Annotated in this window: 24 protein-coding genes; 4 read left to right on the forward strand and 20 right to left on the reverse strand. The window is 73.7% G+C overall.

Annotated features, from left to right (window positions below):
- Nucleotides 1-23 precede the first annotated feature (23 nt).
- The 4 genes from NHG27_RS12790 to sigE are packed head-to-tail and all read right to left on the reverse strand — an operon-like array spanning nt 24 to nt 3,750.
- On the reverse strand, nt 24-416 hold the full coding sequence (locus NHG27_RS12790; protein WP_193721556.1) for a Sec-independent protein translocase subunit TatA/TatB: 393 nt from the start codon (nt 414-416) through the stop codon (nt 24-26).
- Nucleotides 417-425: 9 nt separating this feature from the next.
- Nucleotides 426-2,111 (reverse strand): S1C family serine protease, encoded by a 1,686-nt coding sequence (locus tag NHG27_RS12795; protein WP_497016537.1) that lies wholly within the window; start codon nt 2,109-2,111, stop codon nt 426-428.
- Nucleotides 2,108-3,115 (reverse strand): anti-sigma factor family protein, encoded by a 1,008-nt coding sequence (locus NHG27_RS12800; RefSeq protein ID WP_497016538.1) that lies wholly within the window; start codon nt 3,113-3,115, stop codon nt 2,108-2,110. The genes NHG27_RS12795 and NHG27_RS12800 overlap by 4 nt, the downstream gene beginning before the upstream one ends.
- Complete coding sequence (gene sigE, locus NHG27_RS12805; protein ID WP_497016539.1) at nt 3,112-3,750, reverse strand: RNA polymerase sigma factor SigE; 639 nt, start codon at nt 3,748-3,750, stop codon at nt 3,112-3,114. The genes NHG27_RS12800 and sigE overlap by 4 nt, the downstream gene beginning before the upstream one ends.
- A 217-nt stretch (nt 3,751-3,967) precedes the next feature.
- Here sigE and NHG27_RS12810 point away from each other — a divergent pair, with 217 nt between their 5' ends.
- Nucleotides 3,968-4,618 (forward strand): O-methyltransferase, encoded by a 651-nt coding sequence (locus tag NHG27_RS12810; protein WP_407671992.1) that lies wholly within the window; start codon nt 3,968-3,970, stop codon nt 4,616-4,618.
- 84 nt (nt 4,619-4,702) lie between these two features.
- Here the strand turns inward: NHG27_RS12810 and NHG27_RS12815 are convergent, their stop codons facing one another.
- From NHG27_RS12815 to dapE, 6 genes are all read right to left on the reverse strand, one after another.
- Complete coding sequence (locus NHG27_RS12815) at nt 4,703-6,331, reverse strand: leucyl aminopeptidase family protein (protein WP_227748932.1); 1,629 nt, start codon at nt 6,329-6,331, stop codon at nt 4,703-4,705.
- 6 nt (nt 6,332-6,337) lie between these two features.
- Nucleotides 6,338-6,505: a DUF3117 domain-containing protein gene (locus NHG27_RS12820; RefSeq protein ID WP_064506638.1), complete on the reverse strand. Its 168-nt coding sequence runs from the start codon at nt 6,503-6,505 to the stop codon at nt 6,338-6,340.
- Nucleotides 6,506-6,667: 162 nt separating this feature from the next.
- Nucleotides 6,668-8,074: a putative hexosyltransferase gene (locus NHG27_RS12825; RefSeq protein ID WP_497016540.1), complete on the reverse strand. Its 1,407-nt coding sequence runs from the start codon at nt 8,072-8,074 to the stop codon at nt 6,668-6,670.
- Nucleotides 8,071-9,042, reverse strand: coding sequence for a dihydropteroate synthase (locus NHG27_RS12830; protein WP_497016563.1), 972 nt, complete (start codon nt 9,040-9,042; stop codon nt 8,071-8,073). Before NHG27_RS12830 ends, NHG27_RS12825 begins: the two co-directional genes overlap by 4 nt.
- A gap of 77 nt (nt 9,043-9,119) precedes the next feature.
- Entirely contained in the window at nt 9,120-9,938 is an 819-nt protein-coding gene (locus NHG27_RS12835; RefSeq protein ID WP_193719625.1) for an LOG family protein, read from the reverse strand.
- 42 nt (nt 9,939-9,980) lie between these two features.
- Nucleotides 9,981-11,111 (reverse strand): succinyl-diaminopimelate desuccinylase, encoded by a 1,131-nt coding sequence (dapE, locus tag NHG27_RS12840; RefSeq protein ID WP_193719642.1) that lies wholly within the window; start codon nt 11,109-11,111, stop codon nt 9,981-9,983.
- Between the two features lie 83 nt (nt 11,112-11,194).
- Between dapE and dapD the strand changes: the two genes are divergently transcribed.
- Together dapD and NHG27_RS12850 are read left to right on the forward strand one after the other, a co-directional pair.
- Nucleotides 11,195-12,178: a 2,3,4,5-tetrahydropyridine-2,6-dicarboxylate N-succinyltransferase gene (gene dapD, locus NHG27_RS12845; protein ID WP_497016541.1), complete on the forward strand. Its 984-nt coding sequence runs from the start codon at nt 11,195-11,197 to the stop codon at nt 12,176-12,178.
- 1 nt (nt 12,179) lies between these two features.
- On the forward strand, nt 12,180-13,181 hold the full coding sequence (locus NHG27_RS12850; protein ID WP_497016542.1) for a hypothetical protein: 1,002 nt from the start codon (nt 12,180-12,182) through the stop codon (nt 13,179-13,181).
- 115 nt (nt 13,182-13,296) lie between these two features.
- Here NHG27_RS12850 and NHG27_RS12855 read toward each other — a convergent pair whose 3' ends face one another.
- From NHG27_RS12855 to fdxA, 3 genes are all read right to left on the reverse strand, one after another.
- Complete coding sequence (locus NHG27_RS12855; protein ID WP_193719623.1) at nt 13,297-14,595, reverse strand: citrate synthase; 1,299 nt, start codon at nt 14,593-14,595, stop codon at nt 13,297-13,299.
- Nucleotides 14,596-14,847: 252 nt separating this feature from the next.
- A complete protein-coding gene (gene dapC, locus NHG27_RS12860) occupies nt 14,848-15,981 on the reverse strand; it encodes a succinyldiaminopimelate transaminase (RefSeq protein ID WP_497016543.1) in 1,134 nt (377 codons plus the stop codon).
- Between the two features lie 5 nt (nt 15,982-15,986).
- A complete protein-coding gene (gene fdxA, locus NHG27_RS12865) occupies nt 15,987-16,304 on the reverse strand; it encodes a ferredoxin (RefSeq protein WP_129429411.1) in 318 nt (105 codons plus the stop codon).
- A 91-nt stretch (nt 16,305-16,395) separates the two neighbouring features.
- On the opposite strand from fdxA, the gene NHG27_RS12870 reads away from it, so the two are divergent.
- Entirely contained in the window at nt 16,396-16,725 is a 330-nt protein-coding gene (locus tag NHG27_RS12870; protein ID WP_497016544.1) for a hypothetical protein, read from the forward strand.
- A gap of 5 nt (nt 16,726-16,730) precedes the next feature.
- On the opposite strand, the gene NHG27_RS12875 is transcribed toward NHG27_RS12870, so the two are convergent.
- The 7 genes from NHG27_RS12875 to NHG27_RS12905 form a co-directional block, all read right to left on the reverse strand.
- Nucleotides 16,731-17,132 (reverse strand): RidA family protein, encoded by a 402-nt coding sequence (locus NHG27_RS12875; RefSeq protein WP_193719621.1) that lies wholly within the window; start codon nt 17,130-17,132, stop codon nt 16,731-16,733.
- Between the two features lie 125 nt (nt 17,133-17,257).
- Nucleotides 17,258-18,325, reverse strand: a complete 1,068-nt coding sequence (locus NHG27_RS12880) for a prephenate dehydrogenase (RefSeq protein WP_497016545.1) — start codon at nt 18,323-18,325, stop codon at nt 17,258-17,260.
- 23 nt (nt 18,326-18,348) lie between these two features.
- On the reverse strand, nt 18,349-19,356 hold the full coding sequence (locus NHG27_RS12885) for a prephenate dehydratase (protein WP_193719619.1): 1,008 nt from the start codon (nt 19,354-19,356) through the stop codon (nt 18,349-18,351).
- Nucleotides 19,353-20,240, reverse strand: coding sequence for an ACT domain-containing protein (locus NHG27_RS12890; protein ID WP_193719618.1), 888 nt, complete (start codon nt 20,238-20,240; stop codon nt 19,353-19,355). Before NHG27_RS12890 ends, NHG27_RS12885 begins: the two co-directional genes overlap by 4 nt.
- 240 nt (nt 20,241-20,480) lie before the next feature.
- On the reverse strand, nt 20,481-23,510 hold the full coding sequence (locus tag NHG27_RS12895) for a VanW family protein (RefSeq protein WP_497016546.1): 3,030 nt from the start codon (nt 23,508-23,510) through the stop codon (nt 20,481-20,483).
- Between the two features lie 80 nt (nt 23,511-23,590).
- The gene (locus NHG27_RS12900) at nt 23,591-24,049 is read right to left on the reverse strand and encodes a DUF6113 family protein (RefSeq protein WP_497016547.1); all 459 of its coding nucleotides are present in this window, start codon (nt 24,047-24,049) and stop codon (nt 23,591-23,593) included.
- Complete coding sequence (locus NHG27_RS12905) at nt 24,046-25,155, reverse strand: PIG-L family deacetylase (RefSeq protein ID WP_497016548.1); 1,110 nt, start codon at nt 25,153-25,155, stop codon at nt 24,046-24,048. Before NHG27_RS12905 ends, NHG27_RS12900 begins: the two co-directional genes overlap by 4 nt.
- Nucleotides 25,156-25,182 lie beyond the last annotated feature (27 nt).

Genomic DNA, 25,182 nt, shown 5'->3' on the forward strand with positions numbered 1-25,182 from the left:
CTCCGGGACACGGAGGACCGGGCTCAGGTCGCCTCGTCGTCGAACGGGGCGGGCACGACCGGCGCAGGCGCCCCGGCTGGCACCGCCGCACGGCCCGCGGCACCTCCGGGCGGCGGCGGCACGGGGGCTCCCGGGCGGGGACGCGACGGCACGGAGGGCCCGTCGTCGTCGAGCAGCGCGTCGCGGACGATGCGCCGGGGGTCGTACTGGCGCGGGTCCAGCTTGGCCCAGTCCACGTCGCCCACCTGCTCGCCCAGCTCCTCGTCCACACGCGCCTTGGCGTCCTTCAGGAAGCCGCGTGCGGTGCGGACGAACCCGCCGAGCTGCTCGGCGTACCGGGGCAGCCGCTCCGGACCGATGACGACGAGCGCGATCACCAGAATGATCCCGAATTCCCAGCCGTTGATTCCGAACACGCGGTCAGACTACTCGCTCGTGGCTTCGTCGAGCACGACGCGGACGTCGCGCTCCTGGTCGCCCGTGCGCACGCGCAGCGTCACGGTGTCGCCGGGGGCCTTGGCCCGGATCGCGACGATGAGCTCGTCGCTCAGGCTCACGGGCCGACCGTCGATGGCCAGGATGACGTCCCCGGCACGGATCCCCGCGACGTCCGCGGGGCCGTCGGCGGTGACCGGGTCCTGCGCCCCCTGCGGCTCGGTCGTGACCTGGACGCCCTCGCCCTGGTACCGCGAGTCGAGCAGCACACCGATCACCGGGTACGTGGCGGTGCCGCTCTCCATGAGCTCCTCGGCGGTACGCCGGGCCTGGTTCGACGGGATCGCGAAACCCAGGCCGATGCTGCCCGTCGCCGCTCCCGTGCCAGGTGGTTGCGCGATGGCCGAGTTCACCCCGACCACCTCTCCGGCGCCGTTGACGAGGGGCCCGCCCGAGTTGCCGGGGTTGATCGCCGCGTCCGTCTGGATCGCGTCGATGAAGGCCGTCTCGGCCGAGTCGCCCGCGGCGACCGGCCGGTGCAGCGCGCTCACGATCCCGGTCGTGACCGTCCCGTTGAGACCGAGCGGTGCCCCGATCGCGACGACCGGGTCGCCCACGACGACGCCGTCGCTGTCCCCCAGGACCAGAGGCTTGAGACCGGACTCGTCGACCTTGACGACCGCGAGGTCGTAGTCCGGCGTCCGCCCGACGACCGTCGCCGGACGTTCGCTGCCGTCGGCGAAGAGCACCGTGACCTCGCCACCGTCCGCGCCACCGGCGACCACGTGGTTGTTGGTGAGGATGTAGCCGTCCTCGCGGATCACGAACCCGGACCCGGTCGAGACGCCGTCGGCACCCTCGACCTGGAGCGAGACGACGCTCGGCAGGACGCTCGCCGCGACGGCCGCGACCGAGCCCGCCGGTCGCGCCTCGTCCGGCGCTGTGCCTGCGACGGGCAGCGAGACGTCGACGGGCCGACGGTCCGCCCCGTCGACGATCCTGTCGGCAGCCACTCCCCCGACCGCGCCGGCCACCAGCGCGATCGCGGCGATCCCCGCGACGGCCCCCGCCCCGAGGCGACGCCGCTTCCTGGGCGCGGGTGCCGCGGCCGGTCCCTCCTGGCTGTGCTCGGCCGGATGCCCGGGCAGGCCCTGCTGCTGGGGGTGCTGCCCCGGCGGGTAGGCACCGGGCGGGCGCACCGGGTAGGAGGGCGGAGGCGGTACCGGCACCGACGCACCGTGGGGTGCGCCGTAGCCGGGAAGCCCCTGACGTGCGACGGGCAGAGCACCGAGCGGGGGGCCGTAGGGGCGGGTGTCGTGCTGTGCCGCCCCCGGGACGGCGCCGACGGGAGGGGACGCAGGACCGTCGCCGGCACCCGCAGCCGTCAGGGGGACGCTCGCCGTGGGCCGGTAGGACGACGGCGGTGCGAAGGGGTTCCGGGGCTCGCGGGGCCGCTCCTCGCGCGGGGCGGTCGGCGGCGCCTGCTGCGGCGCGGTCTCCTGCGGCCGCACGGGCGGCGTCGACACCGGCGGTGCGGGCGGCGAGGGTTCCCCGGCCGCGTCCGGCTGGACGGGCGCGGGCGCGGCGGACGGCACCTCGGGCTGCGGCGCAGGCTGCGGCTCGGGCGTGGTCGGCTGCTGATCCGCAGGCTCGGGCGCTGCGTCGTGTGCGGTCATGGGGTGCCCAAGGCTCCTGTCATGGTCGTCCATCCCCGGGAGATGCGGGCCGGGACCCCCTCGTCGAAGTCGTGCGCAGGGAACGTCGCCACGAACGCGACGAGCACCTCCTTGCGCGCCTCGGCCACGACGTCGATCACCGTGTCCCCAGCCTGCCACACGACGTGCCACGGTTCGTCGGACAGGACGTAGACGGACCTCCCGTCGAAGCCCTCCGAGCGCGTGAGAGACGTGGTGTCCAGCCGCCCCACCTGCTCCCGGACCACGATGGTGCCCTCGGGACCCGTCAGGTCGACCTGGAGGACGTCCCGCCTGTCACCGAGGAGGCGGACGCTCGTCACGTCGAAGCCCTCGAGGATCCCCGACGGGCTGGTCCAGCCGTGCTCGGACATCCAGACGAGCGCCGCGGAGTCCGACAGGTCCACGGCGTCGCCGGTCGAGGCGCCCCGACCCCCGGCGGCCGTCGTCCCGCCGACCGTCGGCAGCACGGGCACCAGGTCGGCCTCCATGCTCTCGCCCGGGCTGCGCCCGGCCTGGGCGAGGAGCGTCAGCGGCGCGGCCACGTGCCGCTCCGGGACGACGACCGGCCGGTCGCCCAGGGTGAAGAGAGCGACCGCGAGGACCGCGACCCCGCTCGAGGCCGCGACGACGGCTCGACGCGAGCGCCGCCGTCGGGCATGGGCCACGAGGTCTCCGGTGAGGGCGTCACGCAGCGCCCCCTCCTCGGGGGCCGCGGCCCACGGGTCCCGGGCCGGCGGCGCCTGCCGCAGCGGGTCGCCCTGCGCACCCGACATCTCCGACGACAGCGCGAGCAGCCGTGCCGTCAGGTCCGTCGTCGGGAGCACGTCGCGCGCGCACGACAACCGCTTGCGCACGGCCCGGGCCACCGCGAGCTCGGCCGCGCACTGGTCGCACGCCGCGACGTGCGCGAGCGCGCGCTCACGCGTCGCGGACGAGAGCTGGTCGTCCGCGAGAGCGCTGACGAGTGTCCCGAGGTGCGTCATGGTCCCCCCGGTGCGTTGCGGGCCCCGAGCGCCGTCAGCGCGCCGACGGCGGCGTCCTCGGACGGCGCACCGTCGACGCCGCCGCGGTCGGACGGGTCCCGGTGGGGCAGCGCCGCGCGGAGCTGCGTGCGTGCGCGGTGGATGCGCGAGCGCACCGTGCCCAGCTTGATGCCGAGCGTGACCGCGATCTCCTCGTAGCTCAGCCCCTCGATGTCGCACAGCACGACCGCGGCCCGGTACTCGGGCGAGAGGGCGTCGAGCGCCCGCTGCACGTCGTGGTCGAGGTTCGTGTGCTCGTACCCCCGCTCGGGGTGCGTCATCTCGCCCGTCGCCGGGTACAGCCCCGAGTCGTCGCCCATGGCCTCCATGCGGATGCGCTGCTTGCGTCGCACCTGGTCCAGGAAGAGGTTGGTCGTGATGCGGTGCAGCCACCCCTCGAACGTCCCGGGCGTGTAGCTCGACAGCGAGCGGAACACGCGGATGAACGTCTCCTGCGTGAGGTCCTCCGCGTCGTACTGGTTCCCGGTCAGGCGGTACGCCAGCCGGTACACGCGCGCGGAGTGCTCCCGCACGATCTGGTCCCACGAGGGGGGCGTCCAGGGCTGGGCACTCACGTCACTGCTCACACGATCCATTGTCCCCTCTCAACGCCGCACGGCCCCCATCGGTTCCAGCCCCCCGCCCGGACGTCGACACGACGTGCACGAAACCTCCCCCCGGAACCGCGCCAACCAGCGCCTCCGGGCCCGTCGACAGGTACGATCGCCTCACCTGCACCGCGCGGAACCACCGCACCCCGGCAGTCCGTCCGGGCCACCGGGGACGCGCGGCACCCAAGACCAGGAGGGCCCTATCACCACCGACATCGGCCGGACCAACGCCAAGGCGTCGAGCTGGACCTACTGCGAGGAGTTCGTGCCGGAGGACGACGTCCTCCTGCGCGCTCGCGAGCGCGCCGCCGAGCTGGGTTGTCCCGCCGTCCTGCCCGGCGTGGGAGCCGTCCTCCAGGCCCTCGCCGCTGCGCTCGCCGCGCGCGCCGTCGTCGAGATCGGTACCGGCACCGGGGTCGCCTCGCTCTGGCTGCTCCGCGGCATGCCCGAGGACGGCGTCCTGACCACGATCGACGTCGAGGTCGAGCACCAGCGTGCCGCCAAGGAGGCCTTCGCCGAGGAGGGGATCCGCGCGACGCGCACCCGGACCATCCCCGGCCGCGCGAGCGACGTGCTGCCGCGGCTCACCGACGGCGCGTACGACCTCGTGCTCGTCGGGGCCGACAGGCACAGCTACCCCGAGTACGTCGAGCAGGCCCTGCGCCTCCTGCGCCCGGGCGGGATCCTCGCGGTCGACGGCGCGCTCGTCGGCGACCGCGTGGCAGACCCCGCCCGTCGTGACGAGGTCACGGCGATCGTCCGCGAGGTCGGCCGGTCCCTGCGATCGGACGAGCGGGTCCTGCCCGCACTGATCCCGAGCGGCGACGGGCTGCTGCTCGGCGTGCGCCGGTAGCAGCGGGGCTCGTCCGCCCCGGACCGGCCGCAGACGACGAGAGGGCCCCTCACCGGTTCGGTGAGGGGCCCTCTCGTGTCGGCCTCAGTCCAGGTCGCGCAGGAACTGCAGCAGGAGGCGGGCACCGTAGCCCGTCGCCCCCTCGGTGACCTCGTGCCGTGACGCCGTGGCGCGCGCCGGTCCCGCGATGTCCAGGTGGACCCACGGCAGCCCACCCGTGAACTCGCGCAGGAACAGTGCTGCCGTGATCGAGCCGCCGCCGCGCGCCTCGAGCGGGACGTGACGCAGGTCCGCGACCTCGGACCGCAGGGCGCTCCCGTAGTCCTCGACGAGCGGCATGTGCCAGACCCGCTCACCCGTCACGGCAGCCGCGGCCTCGAAGCCGCTCACGAGACCGGGGTCCGTGGCGTACAGCGCCGCGTGGCCACGTCCGAGGCCGATGCTTGCCGCGCCCGTCAGGGTCGCGACGTCGACCAGCAGGTCCGGTGCGAGGCGGTCGACCGCGTACCCGAGGGCGTCCGCGAGCACCAGGCGCCCCTCGGCGTCCGTGTTCGCGATCTCGACCGACGTGCCGGAGTAGGTGTGCAGGACGTCGCCCGGCCGGTAGGAGTCTGCGCCGAAGTGGTTCTCCGCGAGGGGGAGGACGGCCGTGACCTTGTGCCGCACCCCCGACTCCGCCGCCGCGAGGACGGCGGCCAGGGCCACCGCGGCTCCCGCCATGTCCGTCTTCATGGGGACCATGGCCTCACGGGGCTTGATGGAGAGCCCGCCCGTGTCGTAGGTGATGCCCTTGCCGACGACGACGACGTGCCGCCCGGCCTCCTCCGGCTCGTACGTGACCGTCACGAGGCGGGGCGGGCTGGCCGACGCGGCGCCCACGGCCAGGAGGGCGCCGAACCCCTGGGCCTCGAGCTCCTTGGGACCGAGGACCTCGACGGCCAGACCGGCGGCCCCGGCCAGCGTCGTCGCCTGCTCGGCGACCCACGCGGGGTCCTTGATGTTGGAGGGCGTGTTCGCGAGGTCACGGACGAGCCAGGTCGCCGTGGCCCCGACGTGCGCGGCCCGGAGCTGCGCCTCGCGGCTCTCGCCGAGGAGCACGAGCTGCTCGGCCGGGGCGTCGGACGCGCCGGCCGTCTCCCCGCGGTCCGGTGCAGGACGCCCGAAGCGCGGGGTGCGGTAGGCACCGAGGAGGTAGCCCTCGACGAACGCCTGGACGCCCGTCGCGGACGCGTCCGCGGTGACCGCGCTCACGACCCGCTCGAGGCCACGCGTGGCACCCGACAGCGCCGCGCCGGCGCGACGCAGGTCCTGATCGGTCCCCGCCCCGATCCCGAGCAGCACGATCGTGGACGGCAGCCCTGCCCACGGCAGGTGGTGCGTCGAACCCGCGTGGGTGCGAGGGAGGTCGACCGTGGCGACCTGGCCTGCCGCGCCGCGGAAGGCCGTGCCCCCGCTGCGGTCCGCCAGCTCGGCCAGGTCGATCCCGTAGCGGGCGGTGGCGTCCACGGTGCCTGCACGCGGCTGGAGGCCGTCCTCCTCCTCGAGGGGAGGAGCGACGGCCACCACGAGTGCGGCGACCGCGTCGTCGGTGAGGAACGGACAGTCCAGGACCGTGCCCGGTGCCTCGACGACCTCGGGGAGGTGTCGAGGAGTGCCGCCCACGGGCGGGAGGTCGGGGACTGGCTGTGCTGCCTGGGCTGCGCGCGCGGTCAAGGTGTCTCAGCCCACGACGGCTTGGAGAGCCTCGCCCAGCTCGCTGGCCTCGGTCGCGTTGAGCTCCACCACGAGTCGACCGCCACCCTCGAGCGGGACGCGCATGACGATGCCGCGACCTTCCTTGGTGACCTCGAGCGGGCCATCCCCCGTACGCGGCTTCATCGCAGCCATTGTGGGCTCTCCATTCCGTAGTCCAGTACTGCTGTGGTCGACGTCCCGGCAGGGCGGTGGCGCGTTCCCGCGCCGACCGTCCAGAGGACGTCCAGGTACCATTCTAGTTCACCGATACGACACGCCGTGGCCGCAAATGCGCAGATCGTGCCGACGGAGGCGCTAGGGCGGCCAGCCGCTCGGCGGCGTGAGCCGCCAGAGCGACCAGACCCACCACGCCTGCCCCGCCACGCCGGCCGCCAGACAGCCCCAGAACCACCACCTCGACCGGGTCCACCCGAGGGTGACTGCCCCGAGCGGGAAGGCCAGCAGCAGGAACCTGACGATGCTCGTCCACGGCTCGATCACGGCGACCAGGTAGCCCAGGTACGCCAGGGGCCAGGCCTGGAGCTCGGGGCCCAGGCGCCGGGCCACAGGGCTCAGGCCGACGGCGGCCACGGCCGCCAGGACCAGCACCAGGACCCACGGCCCGACCGTCCCGAAGAGCGCTCGCGAGACGTCGACCCACGGCAGGAACGGCACCACGGGCCCGGTCCCCCGCCAGGCGCCCTGGGTGAGGAGGTACGCGTCGGAGCGCCCCGTGGCGATCCCGCACAGGACCTGCCAGACCAGGCCGCTCAGCACGGCCACCACGAACAGCCCTCCGACCCGGGCGACCTCGCGCCACGGCACGCGCGTCCGCGGCAGGACCGGTGGCCCGCCCGAGGGCTCGACGCCCGTCGCCCGTCCCCCTCCCGCCGCGGCGACCGGGGAGACCGGGGCGACCGGGGCGACCGGGGCGGCCGTGCCGCGCTCGCGCTTCCACTCCCGGTACCGCACGACCGCGTGCCATGCCACGACCAGGGCCAGCGGCAGCGCGACCGCGCGCGTGAACCCGAGCAGCAGGATCACGAGGCCGGCCCACTCGTAGCGCCGCGCCCAGAGCAGGTACAGGGCTCCCGCGACCAGCAGCAGCGCGAGCGCCTCGGTGTAGGCGACCTGCAGCACGACCGACGACGGGAAGGCGCTCACGAGCGCGACCGTCGCGAGCGGCAGGCCGGGGCGCCGCTCGACGGCCAGGTGCCCTGCCCGCTCGACCAGGCGGTAGATGACGAGCATGGCCCCGGCGCCGCACAGCAGGGCGACCGTGGGAGCCACGACGTCCCATCCCAGTCCCGTGACCTGCTGCACCGCGCGGACGAGGAACGGGAAGAGGGGGTAGAACGCCCAGACGTTCTGCTGCACGTTCCCGTCGGCGTCGACGGGCAGCTCGGACGGGTACCCGTGGTCCGCGATCTGCTGGTACCACGAGGCGTCCCACATCCGCCCGGTCCACGCGGTGTACGACGGCGCCGCGTCCGTCCAGAGGTTGGCCTCCTGCCAGCGCGAGACGACCACGAGGACCAGCGCGGTCACGAGCCTCGCCACCGCGTAGACCGCCAGGACCTGGACCGCCCACGGCCACCGTCGAGGGGCGAGCACCGCGGGTCGGCGCCGGGAACCGACCGCCGCCGACGGCGCCGTCCCGGTCTCCTCGGCGCGACGTCCGAGGGCCTTTCCGGACCCGCCGGCCTCGTCACCCGCGCTCATGCGAGGCCGCGCAGCGCGCGGGCCGGCGGTGCGTCTCCTCGGATCGCCGCGACGGTCTCCAGGACCCGGCGCGTCGCGGCGACGTCGTGGGCGCGGAAGACGCGGGCTCCGAGCCACGCGGCGACCGCGGTGGCCGCGAGCGTCCCCTCGAGCCGCTCGTCGACGGGCAGGTCGAGCGTCTCACCGACGAAGTCCTTGCGCGAGAACGCCATGAGCAGCGGGAACCCGAGGCCCGCGAGCGCCTGCGTGCGCCGCACGAGGTGCAGGGAGTGCCAGGTGTTCTTGCCGAAGTCGTGGGTCGGGTCGACGAGCACCGACGCCGCGGGCACGCCGCACGCGACGGCTCGGGCGGCGGCCGTCGCCAGGGTCGTCACGACGTCCTGCACGACGGCGTCGCGCGGGTCCCGCGGTGGGGTCCCGGCCGCGCCGAGGTCCCCGCCCCGGGCGCCGCTCGCCACGGAGGGGTAGGCGACGCGGTACGGGTCGGTGCGTGGCACGGCGCCTCCCGTGTGCGAGCACACGACGCCCACGCCCATCTCGCCCGCGACCTCGACCAGCCGCGGGTCGTGCCCCGCCCAGGTGTCGTTGATGAGGTCCGCCCCGGCGAGCGCGGCCTCGCGGGCGACGTCGGCCCGCCAGGTGTCGACGCTCACGAGCAGGTCGGGGAACTCCGCACGGACCCGTTCCACGAAGGGCACGACGCGGCGGATCTCCTCCGCGGGGGTGACCTCCGGTCCCGTCCCGGCGCGCACCCCCCCGACGTCGACGATCGCGGCGCCCTCCGACCACGCGCGCGCGACGGCATCGAGCGCGGCGTCGTCGTCGAGCTGGCGGGCTGGGGCGTAGAACGAGTCCGTCGTGCGGTTGACGATCGCCATGACCACGGGACGCTCAGGTCGCCCCGGCGCGGACTCGTCGACCCCGACCGCGCGCCCGCGCAGCACGAGCGGTGCGCTCTGCGCGGGCACCCCGGCGTCGGGCGTCTCAGGGACGGGTGAGGGGGCCCCGGTCTCCCGGTCCCCCTCCTCCCGCCGGGCGGGGTGGCTCACCGGTCGCCGGACGCCCGCCGCTGCGCGACCTCGGTGTCCACGACGGCCTCGAGCTCTTCCGCACGGAGCTGCTCGCCCCGCTCGCAGACGTACTCGACGGCGTCCGCGGGGTCGTCGGTCAGGTACAGCAGGTCGAGGTCGTGCGGGCTGATCATGCCGCGACCGGCGACGGTCGTCCGGGCCCAGTCGATGAGGCCCTGCCAGTACTCGGTGTCGACGAGCGCGATGGGGAACTCGGTGACCTTGTGCGTCTGGACCAGGGTCAGCGCCTCGAAGAGCTCGTCGAACGTGCCGAACCCGCCCGGGAGGACCACGAAGCCCTGCGCGTACTTGACGAACATGGTCTTGCGGGCGAAGAAGTACCGGAAGTTCACGCCGAGGTTGACGTACTTGTTCATGCCCTGCTCGAACGGCAGCTCGATCCCGAGGCCGACGGACAGGCCGCCCGCCTCGTTGGCCCCCTTGTTGGCGGCCTCCATCACGCCGGGGCCGCCGCCCGTGATGACGGCGAGGTCACGCTCCGCGAGGAGCCGCCCGACCTGCTCCGCGAGCGCGTAGTCCGGGTGGTCCGCGGGCGTGCGCGCCGACCCGAAGACCGACACCGCGGGGCCGACCTCGGCGAGCGCGCCGAAACCCTCGACGAACTCGCTCTGGATCCGCATGACGCGCCACGGGTCGCTGTGGACCCAGTCGGCGCTGCCTGCGGTGTCGAGCAGGCGCTGGTCGGTGGTCTGCTTCGGGATCTGCTTGCCCCGCAGCAGCACCGGCCCCTTGCGGTAGCCCGTGCCTGCCTGGGGAACTCCGTCGTCGCTCATGCTTCCGAGCCTAAGCGTTCCCGGGACCCGTGGCGGGGACGATCAGCGGGTGAGCCACGCGCGCAGCGCGTCGTGGCACAGCGCGAGGTGACCGACCGGGCACCGCTCGTCGTCCTTGTGCGCGAGCACGGGGTCGCCGGGACCGAAGTTCACGGCCGGGATCCCCATCTCGGCGAAGCGTGCGACGTCGGTCCAGCCGTACTTGGGCGCGGGTGCCCCACCCGTGAGGGCCAGCACGGTCGCGGCGAAGTCCGCCGCGGACGGGTCGTCGAGCCCGGGGCGCGCCCCCGGGGCGGCGTCCGTGACGACCACCTCGAAACCGGAGAAGAGGTCGCGGACGTGCGCCTCGGCGTCGGGCAGCGAGCGCGAGGGCGCGAACCGGTAGTTGACCGTGACCACGCACTCGTCCGGGATGACGTTCCCCGCGATGCCGCCACGGATGCCGACCGCGTTCATGCCCTCGCGGTAGACGAGGCCCTCGACCTCGATCGACGCGGGCTCGTAGGCCGCGAGGCGGTCGAGCACGACCGACGCCGAGTGGATCGCGTTGGAGCCCATCCAGGCGCGTGCCGAGTGGGCCGTGACCCCGGGGACGCGGACCTCGACCCGCAGGGTCCCGTTGCAGCCGCCCTCGATCCCCGCGGCCGTGGGCTCGCCGAGGATCGCGAAGTCGCCCTGGAGGAGCTCGGGGTGGTTGCGCGCGAGGCGTCCCAGGCCGTTGAGGTCGGACGCGACCTCCTCGAGGTCGTAGAAGACCCAGGTCACGTCCTGGTTGGGCGCCGTGAGCGAGGCCGCGAGCGCGAGCTGGATCGCGACACCGCCCTTCATGTCGACCGTCCCACGCCCCCAGACCTCGGCCTGCGCGCCCTCGCCGACCACACGGGTGGGGAGGTTCGGCGGGTCGGTGAGCGGCACCGTGTCGATGTGCCCGGCGATCACGACCCGGCGCGAGCGCCCGAGGTGCGTGCGGGCGACGACCGCGTTGCCGTCGCGCGAGACGTCGAGGTGCGCGAGCGGTCGCAGCGCCGCCTCGATCGCGTCGGCCAGGGCCTTCTCGTCCCCGCTCACGGACGGCACGTCGCACACCGCGCGGAAGAGCGCGGTCAGGTCACCGTCGAGGTCGAGCCGGGTCGCCGGGGCCGACGTCGACGGCGCACTCTGGTCGGAGGTCAGGTCGGGAGTCTCGTCGCTGGTCACACGCAGACCCTACCCGGACAGTTCACCGCCCGGACGGGAGTGACGGATAGGGTGAAGGCATGACTTCAGCGACCCCCACCGGCGCCGCACCCGGCCCCCGCACCGCCTGGGCCTTCGGCCTCGCCACCGTGACCGACGAGGGCACGGTCCTCGACGTCTGGTACCCGTCCCCCGCGCTCGGGGAGGCCCCCTCGGACGAGACCGTCCCCGCCTCGCTCGAGGCCCTCACGGAGCGCGACGACGCGCGCCGGGTGGACGTCGTGGCCGTGCGCACCGTGATCGACCTCGACGCCGCCCCGGTCGGCGCGGCCGACGCCTACCTGCGGCTGCACCTCCTGTCGCACCGCCTCGTGGCCCCCCACGGCCTCAACCTGGACGGCGTGTTCGGCGCGCTGGCCAACGTCGTGTGGACCAACCACGGACCGTGCGCGGTCGACGGCTTCGAGGAGACGCGCCTGCGCCTGCGCGCGGCCACCGGTCAGCCCGTCCAGGTGCTCGGGGTCGACAAGTTCCCCCGGATGGTCGACTACGTCGTCCCCTCGGGCGTGCGCATCGCCGACGCCGACCGCGTCCGCCTGGGTGCGCACCTCGCGGCCGGCACGACGGTCATGCACGAGGGCTTCGTCAACTTCAACGCCGGCACGCTCGGGACCTCGATGGTCGAGGGCCGCATCTCGGCGGGGGTCGTCGTGGGTGACGGGTCGGACATCGGCGGCGGCGCGTCCATCATGGGCACGCTGTCGGGCGGCGGCCGCGAGGTCATCTCGATCGGCCAGCGCTCGCTGCTCGGCGCCAACGCCGGGCTGGGCATCCCCCTCGGCGACGACTGCGTCGTCGAGTCCGGCCTCTACGTGACCGCGGGGACCAAGGTGACGCTCGTCGGTCGCAGCGGTCCCGACGGCGCACCGGTCGTGGTCAAGGCGCGCGACCTGTCGGGCCAGGACAACCTCCTCTTCCGCCGCAACTCCCTCACGGGTGGCGTCGAGGCCGTGTCCCGGACGGGTGTCGGCATCGAGCTCAACGCCGCCCTGCACGCCAACTGACATGACCTCCCCCTTCGAGCCATCGGGCCCGCGGGACGTCTCGACCGCTGGCGGGCCGGGCGTCCCGCCGTCGGGCTCGCGCGAGCAGCGTCGCTCCCGGCGGCGACGTCGTCCCCTGCGGTTGGCCGTCACGGTCGTCGCGGTGCTCGCCGTCGCGACGACAGGGGTGGTCGTCGCCCTCAACCGGCTCGACGACCACAGCCCGGTCGCCGAGAGGTGCGCGGCCACGGCCGACGGGCAGGCCTGGCACCTGTCGCCCGCGCAGTCCGACAACGCCGCGCTCATCGCCATCACCACGGTGCGACGAGGGATGCCCGCACGCGCGGCGACCATCGGCCTCGCCACGGCCCTGCAGGAGTCACGCCTGATCAACATCGACTACGGCGACCGCGACTCGGTGGGCCTGTTCCAGCAGCGCCCGTCGCAGGGCTGGGGCTCGATCGAGGAGATCATGGACCCCGTCTACTCGACGAAGGCCTTCTACGACGGCCTCGACAAGGTCGACGGGTACACCGAGCTCCCGGTGACGGTCGCCGCCCAGGCCGTCCAGAGGTCGGGCTTCCCCGACGCGTACGCGCAGCACGAGTCCCGCTCGCGCGCCTGGGCCTCGGCCCTCACGGGGAACTCGGAGGGGACGTTGACCTGCGACCTCGCCCCCGTGGACCCCGAGACGCTCGTGAGCACCGAGCAGTCGGTCGCGGACGTCGAGGTCCGGATCGAGCGGGACCTCGGCCCTCTCCCCGTCACGGTCGACGGGGCGACGGTGACCGTCGAGACGTCGTCCCTCTCGGGAGACCCGTCGGTGAGCGGACGAGCCGCCTGGGCGGTCGCGCAGTGGGCCGTCGCGAGCGCCGACGCCACGGACGTCCTCCAGGTCGACGTGGGCGACCGGACGTGGTCGCGGGAGTCCCCCGAGTGGTCGGTCACCGAGGCGACCGAGGACGTGCCGCACCCCCGGGCGGGCCAGGTCCGCCTCACGGTCGCCACGGTCGACGAGTCCTGAACCCTGGCCCTGAGCCCGGGCCACCGTCGGGGGCTCCGGTCGCCCGGGTCCCTCGACGCGGACGGCGCCCCGCACCGTGAGGTGCGAGGCGCCGTCGGGCATGGGAGGCGAGCGGTCAGCGGCCCTCGACCGGCAGGTACGAACGCTCGGTAGCGCCCGTGTAGACCTGGCGCGGGCGCCCGATCTTGGTCTGCGGGTCCTTCATCATCTCGCGCCACTGCGCGATCCACCCGGGCATGCGGCCCAGGGCGAACAGCGGGGTGAACATCGCCGGCGAGAAGCCCATGGCCTTGTAGATCAGGCCCGTGTAGAAGTCGACGTTGGGGTACAGCTTGCGCTCGATGAAGTAGTCGTCGTTGAGCGCGATCTCCTCGAGACGCAGCGCGATGTCGAGCAGCTCGTCCTTCTTGCCGAGCGTCGAGAGCACCGCGTCGGCCTTGGCCTTGACGATCGCAGCACGCGGGTCGTAGTTCTTGTAGACCCGGTGCCCGAACCCCATGAGGCGGACGCCGTCCTCCTTGTTCTTGACCTTCTTCATGAAGGTGTCGACGTCGAAGTCGCTGTTCTGGATCTTGTCCAGCATCGACAGGACGGCCTCGTTGGCACCGCCGTGCAGCGGGCCCGAGAGCGCGTTGACGCCGGCCGCGACGGAGGCGTACAGGTTCGCGTGGCTCGAGCCCACGACGCGCACGGTCGAGGTCGAGCAGTTCTGCTCGTGGTCCGCGTGCAGGATGAGGAGCTTGTCGAGCGCGTCGACGACGGTGGGGTCGGACTCGTACTTCTCGTAGGGCGTCGCGAACGTCATGCGCAGGAAGTCGTCGACGTAGCCGCGCGAGTAGTCCGGGTAGAGCAGCGGCTCGCCCACGGCGCGACGGTGCAGGTAGGACGTGATGGTGCGCGTCTTGGCGAGGAGCAGGACCGTCGCGAGCTCGACCGTGTCGTCGTCGAACGGGTCGAGCGACTCGGGGTAGAACGTCGACAGCGCGTTGATCGCGGACGAGAGCACCGCCATGGGGTGCGCGTTGCGGGGGAAGGTCCCCATGAACGTCCGGAAGTCCTCGTGCACCAGGGTGTGGCGGTTGACCCGCTCGACGAACGCGTCGAGCGTGGGGCCGTCCGGCAGCTCGCCGTGGATCAGGAGGTACGCGACCTCGAGGAACGTCGACTTCTCCGCGAGCTCGTCGATCGGGTACCCGCGGTAGCGCAGGATCCCCGCGTCACCGTCGATGTAGGTGATCTCCGACTCGCACGAGGCGGTGTTCATGAACCCGGGGTCCACGGTGACGAGCCCGGTCGACTTCAGCAAGGAGGAGACGACGATGCCGTCGTTGCCCTCGGTCGCTGCGACCACGGGCAGGTCCTGGCTCGATTCGTTGACGACGAGCCGAACTGTCGCCTGCTGGGTGGTGGTCATGTCTTCCTTCCTTGCGCGCTGCCGCTCCCCCTGCGGGTGGCTGCGCGTGTCTTCCGTGGTGTCGCTGCGAGATCGCCACCTGTCCGGCCCAGGATGTTCGAAGACCGAAGTGTCGGACAGCGTTGGCCTGGGTCGACGGTACTCGCTTCACCCACACGTGACCAATCTGGAACGGTCACGAAACCGTCACGCGGGTGTGATGCGGGTCACAGGCGAGAACGGGGAGTGATTAGCCCAACAAACTCCCGGCGCTCATGCCCCGGACAGTCGGGCCGCGGCCTCGTGCACCCTCTCGTCGGTCGCGGTGAGCGCCACGCGGACGTGCCCCGCCGCCGCAGGGCCGTAGAACGCGCCCGGGCCCACCAGGATGCCCAGGTCCGCGAGGTCCCCCACGGTCCGCCAGCAGTCCTCACCGTCGGCCGCGCCGGCAGGGCGCGACCACAGGTACAGCCCGGCCTGCGAGCCGTCGACCTGCAGCCCGACCTCCCCGAGCGCGGGCAGGAGCACGTCCCGCCGGCGCCGGTACACCTCACGCTGCGCCGCGACGTGCGCGTCGTCCGACAGGGCCGCGACCATGGCCGCCTGGACCGGCGCCGGCACGATCATGCCCAGGTGCTTGCGCGTCGTCAGCAGGTCCGCGACCACCGCGGGGTCACCTGCGACGAAGGCCGCGCGGTACCCCGCCAGGTTCGACTGCTTGGACAACGAGTAGGCCGCCAGCAACCCGTGCGTGGACCCGCCGCTCACCCTCGGGTCGAGGATGCTCGGCACCCCCTCGGTCGCGAACGGCTCGGCCCACGCGAGCTCGGCGTAGCACTCGTCGCTCACGACGAGCGCACCGATCTCCCGGGCGGCCGCGACGATCCGTGCCAGCTCCTCGACCCCCAGGACCTCGCCCGTCGGGTTCCCTGGCGAGTTGACCCACACGAGCCGCACGTCGCCGCGGCCGGCCCAGTCCTCGACCCGGTCGGTCGCGAGGGGCGTGGCCCCCGCCAGGCGAGCCCCCACGTCGTACGTGGGGTAGGCAGTGGCCGGGTGCACGACGACGTCCCCCGGGCCGAGCCTCAGGAGCGAGGGCAGCAGGCCCACGAGCTCCTTGGAGCCGACGGTGGGCAGGACCGCGTCCGGGTCAAGGCCGGGCACGCCGCGGCGACGCGCGAACCAGTCGACGACGGCCTCGCGCAGGACGGGCGTCCCGTGCGTGGTCGGGTAGCCGTGCGCGTCGCCGGCCGCCGCGAGAGCGTCGCGCACGACGGCAGGGGTCGGGTCGACCGGCGTACCGATCGACAGGTCGACGAGGCCCCGCGGGTGCGCGCGAGCACGTTCGGCGAAGGGCGTGAGCGAGTCCCACGGGTAGGCGAGGCCTCCCAGGTCGGCGAATCCCATGCCGTTCAGGCCTGCGGGGCCAGGGCCGCGATCATCGGGTCGTCCTTGTCGATCATGCCCATCTTCGCCGCACCACCCGGCGACCCCAGGTCGTCGAAGAACTCCACGTTCGCCCGGTAGTAGTCGCTCCACTCCGACGGCACGTCGTCCTCGTAGTAGATCGCCTCCACCGGACACACCGGCTCGCACGCACCACAGTCCACGCACTCGTCAGGATGGATGTACAACGACCGCTTGCCCTCGTAGATGCAGTCCACCGGACACTCCTCGATGCACGCCTTGTCCTTCACGTCCACACAAGGCTGAGCAATCACGTACGTCACGTCGGAGGTCCCTTTCACCTGCTGCACCGAGCACTTCCCCCTAGTATCGCTCAGGAGCCGGGCATCCCGGCCATCGGCGGACGAGGAGAGCATGAGCAGCACCAGTTCCCCGACCCCACGCCCGGCGCTCGAGGCGTGGTCGACCTGGCCCGTGGGTACGCGCGTCGTGGTCCGGCGGCGACTGACCGAGGCCGAGGCCCTGGCGACGCGCGACGACGCGGGCGGCGAGCGCGGGAAGTCGGTCACCGACGTGATCGGGATCGTGCTGGCGGTCGCTCCCGGCGAGTCGATCACGCTGCGGACCGACGCGGGCGGGTCCCGCGAGTCGGTCGAGGTGACGATCCCCGCCGCCGACGTCGTGGCCGCCAAGCGCATCCCGCCCCGACCGCCACGCCGCCTGCCGCGCCGACCGGTCGACTGACCGCCTCAGGCAGGCGCGATCGCGGCGATCGCGCTCACCTCGATCAGGGCCCCGGGGACCCCCAGCCCGGCGACGCGGGCCGCCGTGACGAGCGGTGGGACGCCCGGTCCGGCGAGCCGTGGCGCGATCGCGCCGTACGCCGCGCCGAGGTCCGCGTCCTCGACCAGCAGGACCGTCCACTGCACGACGTCGGCCAGGGTGGCCCCCGCCGCCTCGAGCGCGACGACCACGTTGTCGATCGTCCGGACCGACTGCTCGGCGACGTCCTGCGAGACGACCGCGCCGGTCTCGTCGACGCCGTTCTGGCCCCCGACGTAGATGGTCGCGGCACCCGCGGGCACGATCGCGACATGGCTGAACGCCGGGCTCACGACGAGCCCGGCAGGCTGAATCCGTGTGATCTCCATGACACCCACGGTTCCACGGACCTCCGACACGTGCGCGACGGCTCGACGCGAGCGGCGACCCGTCGCACGGCACGAGGTCCCGGCGAGGGAGTGACCGTGGCCGCGGCCCGGCGCCGGCCAGTGGGCTACGCCCCGGACGCCGCCCCGCCCAGCTCGAGCACGGTCCCCCGCACCGCGACGACCGCCCACCCCGCGAGACAGAGGTCGATCAGCTCGGAGCGCCATCCGGCGTCCGCGAGATCGACGGACAGCCGCTCGACCGCGCCCTCTCCCCCGTGGCCGGAGACGGTCGTCGCTGTCTGCGACGCCGCCCGACCCAGCCGCGCGACGGCCGCGTCGTGCGGTCGCCAGGTCGCCCGGACGTCGTCCGCCCGGTCGAAGAACTCCGCGGTCGAGGCGTTGGCCTCGAGGGCCGTGGCGAGGGCCTCGAGGTCGCGAGCGGCGAGCCGCAGCGCAGGGGCCACCCACCCCGCGTTCTCCGCGAGCATGGCCTCGGTCCGTCGAGGATCCGTCCGGCCCACCCTGGTGCCGTCCCTGAAGCTCCCCGCGGCCAGCGCGAGCGCGACGTCCCTGACGGGTGCGGCGGAGACCAGGTTGAGCAGCTCGATCGCGAACGCGTGCGGGACGTGGCTCACCAGTGCGGCCGCCTCGTCGTGGACGTCGTCGGTCAGCACGTAGGCGCACCCTCCGGCGGGCCCCGTCACGAGCGAGAGCAGCGCGGCGAGCTGCTCCGGACGGGTGCCGTCGGTGACCGTGACGGCCCACCTCGCACCGTCCAGCAGCTCCGCCGACGACGACGCGAACCCCGACTGCTCGGTCCCTGCCATGGGGTGCGCGCCGACGTAGCGGTCGCCCAGGCCGCACCCGACCAGGACGTCGCGCACCGGCCCCTTGACCGACCCGACGTCCGTGACGAGGGTCGAGGCCGGCAGGAACCGGGCTACCTCGGTGGCCACGGGGCGCATGGCCCGCAACGGGACCGCGAGGACCAGGACGTCCGGGGCGGCAGCGCACAAGGACTCGACGTCCTCCGCCACGACGATCCCGGCCGTCGCCGCCTCGGCACGGGTCGCGGCCGACGAGTCGAACCCCGTGACGTCCAGCCCCTGCGCGAGCAACCGACGTGCCAGCGACCCCCCGATGAGGCCCAGCCCCAGGACGGCGACGGTCGGACGGCCCTCGCCGGCCGTCACCCCCACCTCGACCGCCGTCGCCCTCAGGCCCACAGCAGCCCCCGGTCGAGCTCCTCGGGCGAGGCCCCGGCGCGCACCGATCCCACGGGCACGTGGTCGGAGGACAGCGCCTCGTCGAGCTCGCCCCGGGCGGGGAAGACCCCCAGCGTCTTCACGGAGTCGCCCGCAGCGAGCAGACCCTCGAGCACGTCCCGCACCGCGGGCTCCCACGGCGCGGCATCGACCGTCACGACGAACACGTACCGGCCCTCGAGCGCCTTGAGCGGACGCGTGATGAGGCTCGACAGGTTGACCCCACCCGCCCCGAACGCGCGCGTGATCCTCGCGAGGACCCCCGGCCCGGTCACGTGAGGAGTCAGAGCAAGCATGGTGCGCCACTGCGCAGGAGCCCCCTCCTGCGCGGTTGCGAGCGCGGCCCGGGCCCGGTCGCGCCGGACGATCGTCAGGAACCGCGTCCGCGCACCGTGGAAGTCCTCGACCCCGGCCTCGAGCACGTCGAGCCCGTAGAGCTCGCCGCAGATGGGCGGCCCGAGGGCGATCTGGTGAGGGGACGCGTCGCGGCACGCCGCCGCGTTGGACGACGAGGGCACCGGGACCGCGCCCGACCTCGCCACGAAGTCCTGGCACTGGGCCAGGCCGTGCGGGTGGGCGGTGACCTCGGTCAGGTCGCCGTGCCCCGGACGGACGAACGCGTCGAACGTGATCTCCAGGACCACCTCGTCGATCGCCACGACGTCCTCGCTGCCGACGATCGCGTCGAGCGAAGGGACCACGTAGCCCTCGACCGAGTTCTCGATCGCCACGATCCCGTGGTCGTACGCACCCGAGGCGACCCCCGCATAGACGTCTCCGACGGTCTGCGCGGCGACGAGGTCCACCTCCACCTCCCCGTCCCGGCCGGGGGCGGCCGCGGCGCCCGACGTGGGGGACGTCGTCGGGCCTGCGTCCTGCCGCGCCTGTGCCCGCACCCAGCGGACCGCGGCCTGGTGCGTGAACGTCCCCTCCGGCCCGAGGTAGGCGACCCTGCTCACGAGCCCGCGTACCCCGGTGCCCACTGCGGCGCCAGCGCGTCCGGACCGGGGACGAAGTCCCGCCCCGGGAGGACCGCGAGCACCCGGTGGGCGACGTCGCGCGAGGCCAGCTCGGCGATGAGTCCCGTCAGGACCGACGCGTCAGGGCACGAGAACGACGAGAAGAAGATGTGCGGCCCCGCGGACGAGCGGTGGCTGCGCAGGTGCTGCATGTCGATCCCGCTCTGCGCGATGACCGACAAGGTCTGCTGGAGCGACCCACGGTGGTCGGCGCGCGGGCCGAACGCGAACCAGACCTGCGCCTCGCCCTCGAACTCCGGGGCAGGACGGCGGGCCTCGACCAGCCCGTACCAGATCGGTGCGCCCTCGCTCAGCCGAGCGGAGCCGGGGATCTCCTCCCAGCCGTCAGGGATCTCCGAGCGCTCGACCACGAGCGTGCCGTCCGGGCCGGCGAGCGCGATCCGCTCGTCGAGCGCGGTGCGCGACGGGACCAGCCGGGGGTTGGCCCCCAGGGTCCGCAGGACGTGCCGGCAGTCGCGCATGCCCGCCTCGTCGACGACGACGCTCCCCGTGGACTTGCCCGGGCGGCCGGCCCACACCCACTGGGCGGGAACCGCGACCGCCGAGGTGATGACCAGCGACGGCGAAGCAGCCAGCAGGGCCCGCTCGAGGTCGTGGGACGGCTGGGCCGGGTGGCCGATGTGCACCACCGCGGCCAGGTCGTCGATGCTCGCGACGGTGGCGAGCGTGGTCGAGGTCGACCCCAGGTCCAGCAGGTCGTCCGCGCCCGTCCCCGCAGGCCAGCCGTCCGCACCGTGCCACTTCGCGATCTGTGCGGCGAGCCGTGCGTGGGCCCCCGACTCGCGTTCACTACGTCCGAGCATCGAGTGTCCTCGCCCTGCCTCTCGCGGTGGCCGCGCGCACGCGGCGCCTGTCAGCGTCCGCCGAGCAGTCTATCCACGGGACCGGTCCCCCAGCCCGGAGCGCACGACCCCTGGGACGCGCACGCGCAGGCCGTGGGACGACCGAGCGGGCCGGGACCCGAGGGTCCCGGCCCGCTCTGCGAAGACCGCGAAACACCGTCCCCGTCGGCCCGCCAGTTCGGTGGCACGCCCCGGTGGACGTCAGGGTTCGCAGACCACCTGGTTGTCAGGCTTGTACGTCCACGTGTCCTTCTCGTCTTTGACGACCTCCCCGTTGAGCAGCACCTTGCGGGGCGTCGTGATGGTGAACCCGGGGTTGCCCTTGGGCTGCGGCACGCAGTCCGCTCCGGAGTGCGTCACCGTGGTCGGCTGGACGACGTTGCGCATCTCGCCCTCGGTCGTCTGCACCTCGTAGTACTTGGTGCTCCAGATCGCGACGTGCAGCTTGCCGCCCCCGACCCACGACTGCATGAGCACGCCGTACGGGGTGTCGTTCTTGAACTTCATGTCGATCGACCCGACGAAGATGGTCGCTTCGCGTCCGGCCGGGTAGCGGCTGAACCAGTAGCTGTGCTGCCGGTGCTCGACGTCCTCGAGCCCCGCGAAGAACCCCGCGTTGTAGGTCGTGGTCGCCATCTGCGAGAGACCGCCACCGATCCCCTCGACGTGCTTGCCGTCCTGCACGATGCCCGAGGAGTGGTAGCCCCCCGCGGTCGTGATGGGCGACAGCGTCTCGATCAGGGAGAACGTCTCCCCGGGCTTGACCAGGGTCCCGTTGACCTTGCTCGCCCCGACCCGCAGGTTCTCGGTGCGCAAGGAGTCGTTGGTCAGAGGCGTCGAGAACTCGGAGATCTTCTCCTTGACGCCGAGCGCCTCGAGAGCGGCGACCGACTGCTCGGGGTCGGACTCGACGAGCTCGACGGCTGCGGTGCGGTCCGTGCCCAGAGCGGCCGTCGAGACGGCCGAGCTCAGGGCAGCAGGGTCGATCGTCGTCCCCGGTGCGCCGCCCTCGATGGCGGGGGCGCCGTCGACGAACACGAACTTCGCGTCCGCGGCCTCGTTGAGCAGGTCGTCCGTACGGTCGACGACCGCCTCGAGCAGGGTCGCGCCGTCGAACGCGAGCTGGAGCGAGCCCTCGACCGCGTTGAACGAAGCGGCCGACACGAGGACGTCCGGCGTGAGCTCGGCCTGCTGCCCGCCGACCGCGACCGTGACCGGTGCGGAGACCACGGACTCGGCCTGGGCGAGCGCCGCGTCGGTCTCCTCCTGCGTGATGTCCGGAGCCTGGGGGGTCGTTGGGAGCTCGAGCGGCTCCGAGGACGTCAGCCACGACGTGCTGATGATCTCGATCGACTCGTCCTCGATGATCGACGCGCCGTCCTGGGCCAGGGTCGCGACGGGCTTGCCGTCCGTGAAGACGACGTTCCCGTCGACCGGCTCGACGGTGAGACGCGCCTTGAGCTCGGCGACCTGTGCCTCGAGCTTCGCCGGGTCGGTCGTCGTGACGGGCTCCTCCTCACCGCCTCCGAAGACGTGCTTCCAGAGCTGGGCGGGGCTCATCGAGAAGGACGTGAGCTCGTCGGCCGTCGCCTGCGCGTCGAACGCGAGTCCCGCCGCCGCAGGGTCGAGCGTGGTCGTCGAGCCGGCGGCCTCGAGCGTGATCGGCTCCGCGGCGCGTCCCCCGAGCCCCTTCTCGAGGGCAGCGACCGCCGCCTGCTCGTCGAGCCCGCCGATGTCCACCCCCGCCACCGTCGTCGAGGGCGGCACCTTGTCGGAGTAGAACCACTGCGCCCCCGTGTAGAGGCCGCCGAGCACGAGGACCCCGACCCCCGCCCACAGGGCGACCTTCGGCAGGCGGCTGGGGGCCTTGTCGCCCGAGAAGCCGTCGAGGGGGGACCCGCCGTCCGACGGCCCGCCGGAAGAGGGAGCGGTCGAGGACGCGGTCGAGGGCGTCGAGGCACCGACCGGCGTGAACGCCGAGGCGAGCGTGGGACGGGTGGGAGGAGCCGGCGCAGGCGTGGCGTCGGGCACGCCCTGGGCGGTCGTCGCCGCTCCCGACGTCGCCGCGTTCGTCCACGCCGACGCCGCCGGAGCGAAGGACGGCTCAGAGGACGCGCTCGCGGCCGCGACCGGCTCGACCGGCGGCATGACCTGCGTGGCCTGCGAGTCCGCTCCGGGGGTCGAGGACTCGGACCTCGCGGGCTCGGCAGGCTGCGCCTGGACCGGAGCCGTTGCAGCAGGTCCGGTGGCCTCGTCGGCGGGCCGGGCCGCGGTGGGCACCACCGGGACGGGGACCGGCTGCTCGAAGGCGAAGACACGCGGCGAGTACGGCACGTCGTCGTCGTCGAACGACGGGTGACGCGCCTCGGCAGGCGACGTCGGCGAGGCGTCGCTCGCGGCAGCATCCTCGGCGGGGGCCGGCGAGCTCGGCGCGGCGGGCTCGGCGGGCGTCACCGCGCTCGGCGCGACAGGCTCGGCGGGCGTCACCGCGCTCGGCGCGACAGGCTCGGCGGGCGTCACCGCGCTCGGCGCGACAGGCTCGGCGGGCGTCGCCGCGCTCGGCGCGACAGGTTCGGTGGACTCGGCGGGCTCGGTGGACTCGACCGGCGTCACCGCGCTCTGCGCGACAGGCTCGGCGGGCGTCACCGCGCTCGGCGCGACAGGCTCGGCGGGCGTCGCCACGCTCGGCGCGACGGGCTCGGCGGGCTCGGCGGACTCGACCGTCGTCGCCGCGCTCGGCTCGTTCGACGCAACAGGCTCGGCGGACTCGACCGGCGTCGCCGCGCTCGGCTCGTTCGACGCAACAGGCTCGGCGGACTCGACCGGCGTCACAGCGCTCTGCGCGACAGGCGCAGCAGACTCGACCGGCGTCACGGCGCTCGGCTCGTTCGACGCAACAGGCTCGACCGGCGTCGCCGCGCTCGGCTCGTCCGACGCAACAGGCTCGGCAGACTCGACCGGCGTCGCCGCGCTCGGCTCGTTCGACGCAACAGGCTCGGCAGACTCGACCGGCGTCACGGCGCTCGACGCGCTCGGCTCCTCGGCGTCCACCGGCGCAGCGGCACCGCTCGCGCGGTCCGGCGTGGGTGCCTCGTCTGCGACCGTCGGCACGCCCTCGGCCGGCGTGGCGTCATCCTCGAGGGGTGTTTCCGGGGTCGGCTGCGGCGGCGTCGAGACCTCGTCGGTCGTGGTCGGTTCCTGCGCGTTCTCACGCTCGGTCGGGTGGCCCATCGACTGTCTCCGTGATGATCTGGTGCGCGGCAGAGGAGCCGCGACGAAGGAGGGGTGCGGACTGCCCGCGAGGGGCAATTCTATGCGTCTGTACCGAACCGTCCGGTCGGCGTCGGTGAAGAACCGGTGTGCGTCTCGGGGTTCGTCCCGACTTCCGGCGCCCGCCTCACGGGCTGGTCGCTGAACCAGGACCACGGGAGGAACGCGGCGACCGCGACGACGGCCATGCCGCCGTAGACCCAGACGAGCCCGACGCTCTGGTTCGGCACCAGGAGATCTCCCCCCGGTCCGTCCGACGCGAGGACCTGCACCGCCACGACCCAGCCGAGCGCATAGCCGACCAGGCCGGCGTACCCGGCCCAGGCACGCGCGAGCGTCCCACCGGCGAGCACGGCGAGCAGTGCGACGACGATCCCCACGGGAAGCAGGTGGTCGGTCACGACGACCCGGTGCATCACGGTCCCGACGGCGCCCACCACGAGTCCGAGGACCACGCACAGCAGCGCGCGTCCGATCGTGCGGGCTCCGGTCTTCTTCACTGTGTCCACGCTACTGGTCCTGTCTGATCATTTCCCGTGAACCTGCGAGGGCCTCCCGCAGAGTCCGGGGTCACGGTGTAGAACTCACGTGAAGGGAGGGCAGCAAGGACGTCGTTGCTCAGTGCGTACCACCCGAGCACCCCGCCGGGCGTCGCGCCCGGCGGCCCGTTGCCGGTCGTCCCGTCGCCGAGCGAGGTCGTCGTCCCGACGTGCTGGACCTGCGTCGCGTGCGCACGCAGGGCGCCGACCACGGCGTCGAGCACGGGGGCCACCTCGACCACCACGACGTCCGTCAGTCCGGTCTTGGCGACGGGCGGCAGCTCCTCGTCCGGGTCCGGCAGCGAGACCTCGGGGTGCTCGGCGAGCAGGGCGCGCACTCCCGGCAGGTCGGGCAGCTCGCGACGGGCGGCACGTGCCACCTCGGCGGGCACCACGGACTGCCACAGCTCGGGCCCCTGCTCGCCCGCACCCTCGCCCAGCGACGCCCGCGCTCCCGCGGGCACGACGCCGTCGGGCCGTGGCTGCGGGCCCGTGCGGGCGGCGAGCTCGATCGCGCGGACCGCGATCTCGTGCGCCCGGACGTGGTCCGGGTGCCCGTAGCCCCCCGAGGGCTCGTACGTCACGACGACGCGCGGCCGGCGGTCGCGCAGCACCCGGGCGAGCCTGCCCGCCGCCTCGTCGAGCGGTGCCCCCACGAGCGCCCCGTCCGGGAGGTCTGCCTCGGCGGCGGCCCGCGCGATGCCCGGTGCAGCCCAGGCCATGCCGGAGTCGCGGTAGCGCACGCCGACGACGTCGTCCGCCGCACCGGGCGCAGGGTCCAGCGGGACCTGGTCCAGGAAGAGGTGGTCGGTGACCCCCAGGCTCGTCAGCGCCGCCGAGAGCTCCTGCTCACGGTGCGCGGCCAGGGCAGGTCCGTCCCCCTCGAGGTGCGCGAGCCCGGCACCGATGACCTCACCCTGCTCGCCGCGCGTGCACGTCACGAGCGTCACGGGCTCCCCCGCCGCCGCCCAGGTCGCCAGGAGCGCACCGGTCGCGAGGGTCTCGTCGTCGGGGTGGGCGTGCACGGCGAGCAGCCCACCGCGGGGCTGGACCGGCTCGAGCCTCATTCGTCCTCCAGAGGTGCAGGTAGAGCG

Source organism: Oerskovia sp. 140933 (assembly GCF_059651515.1).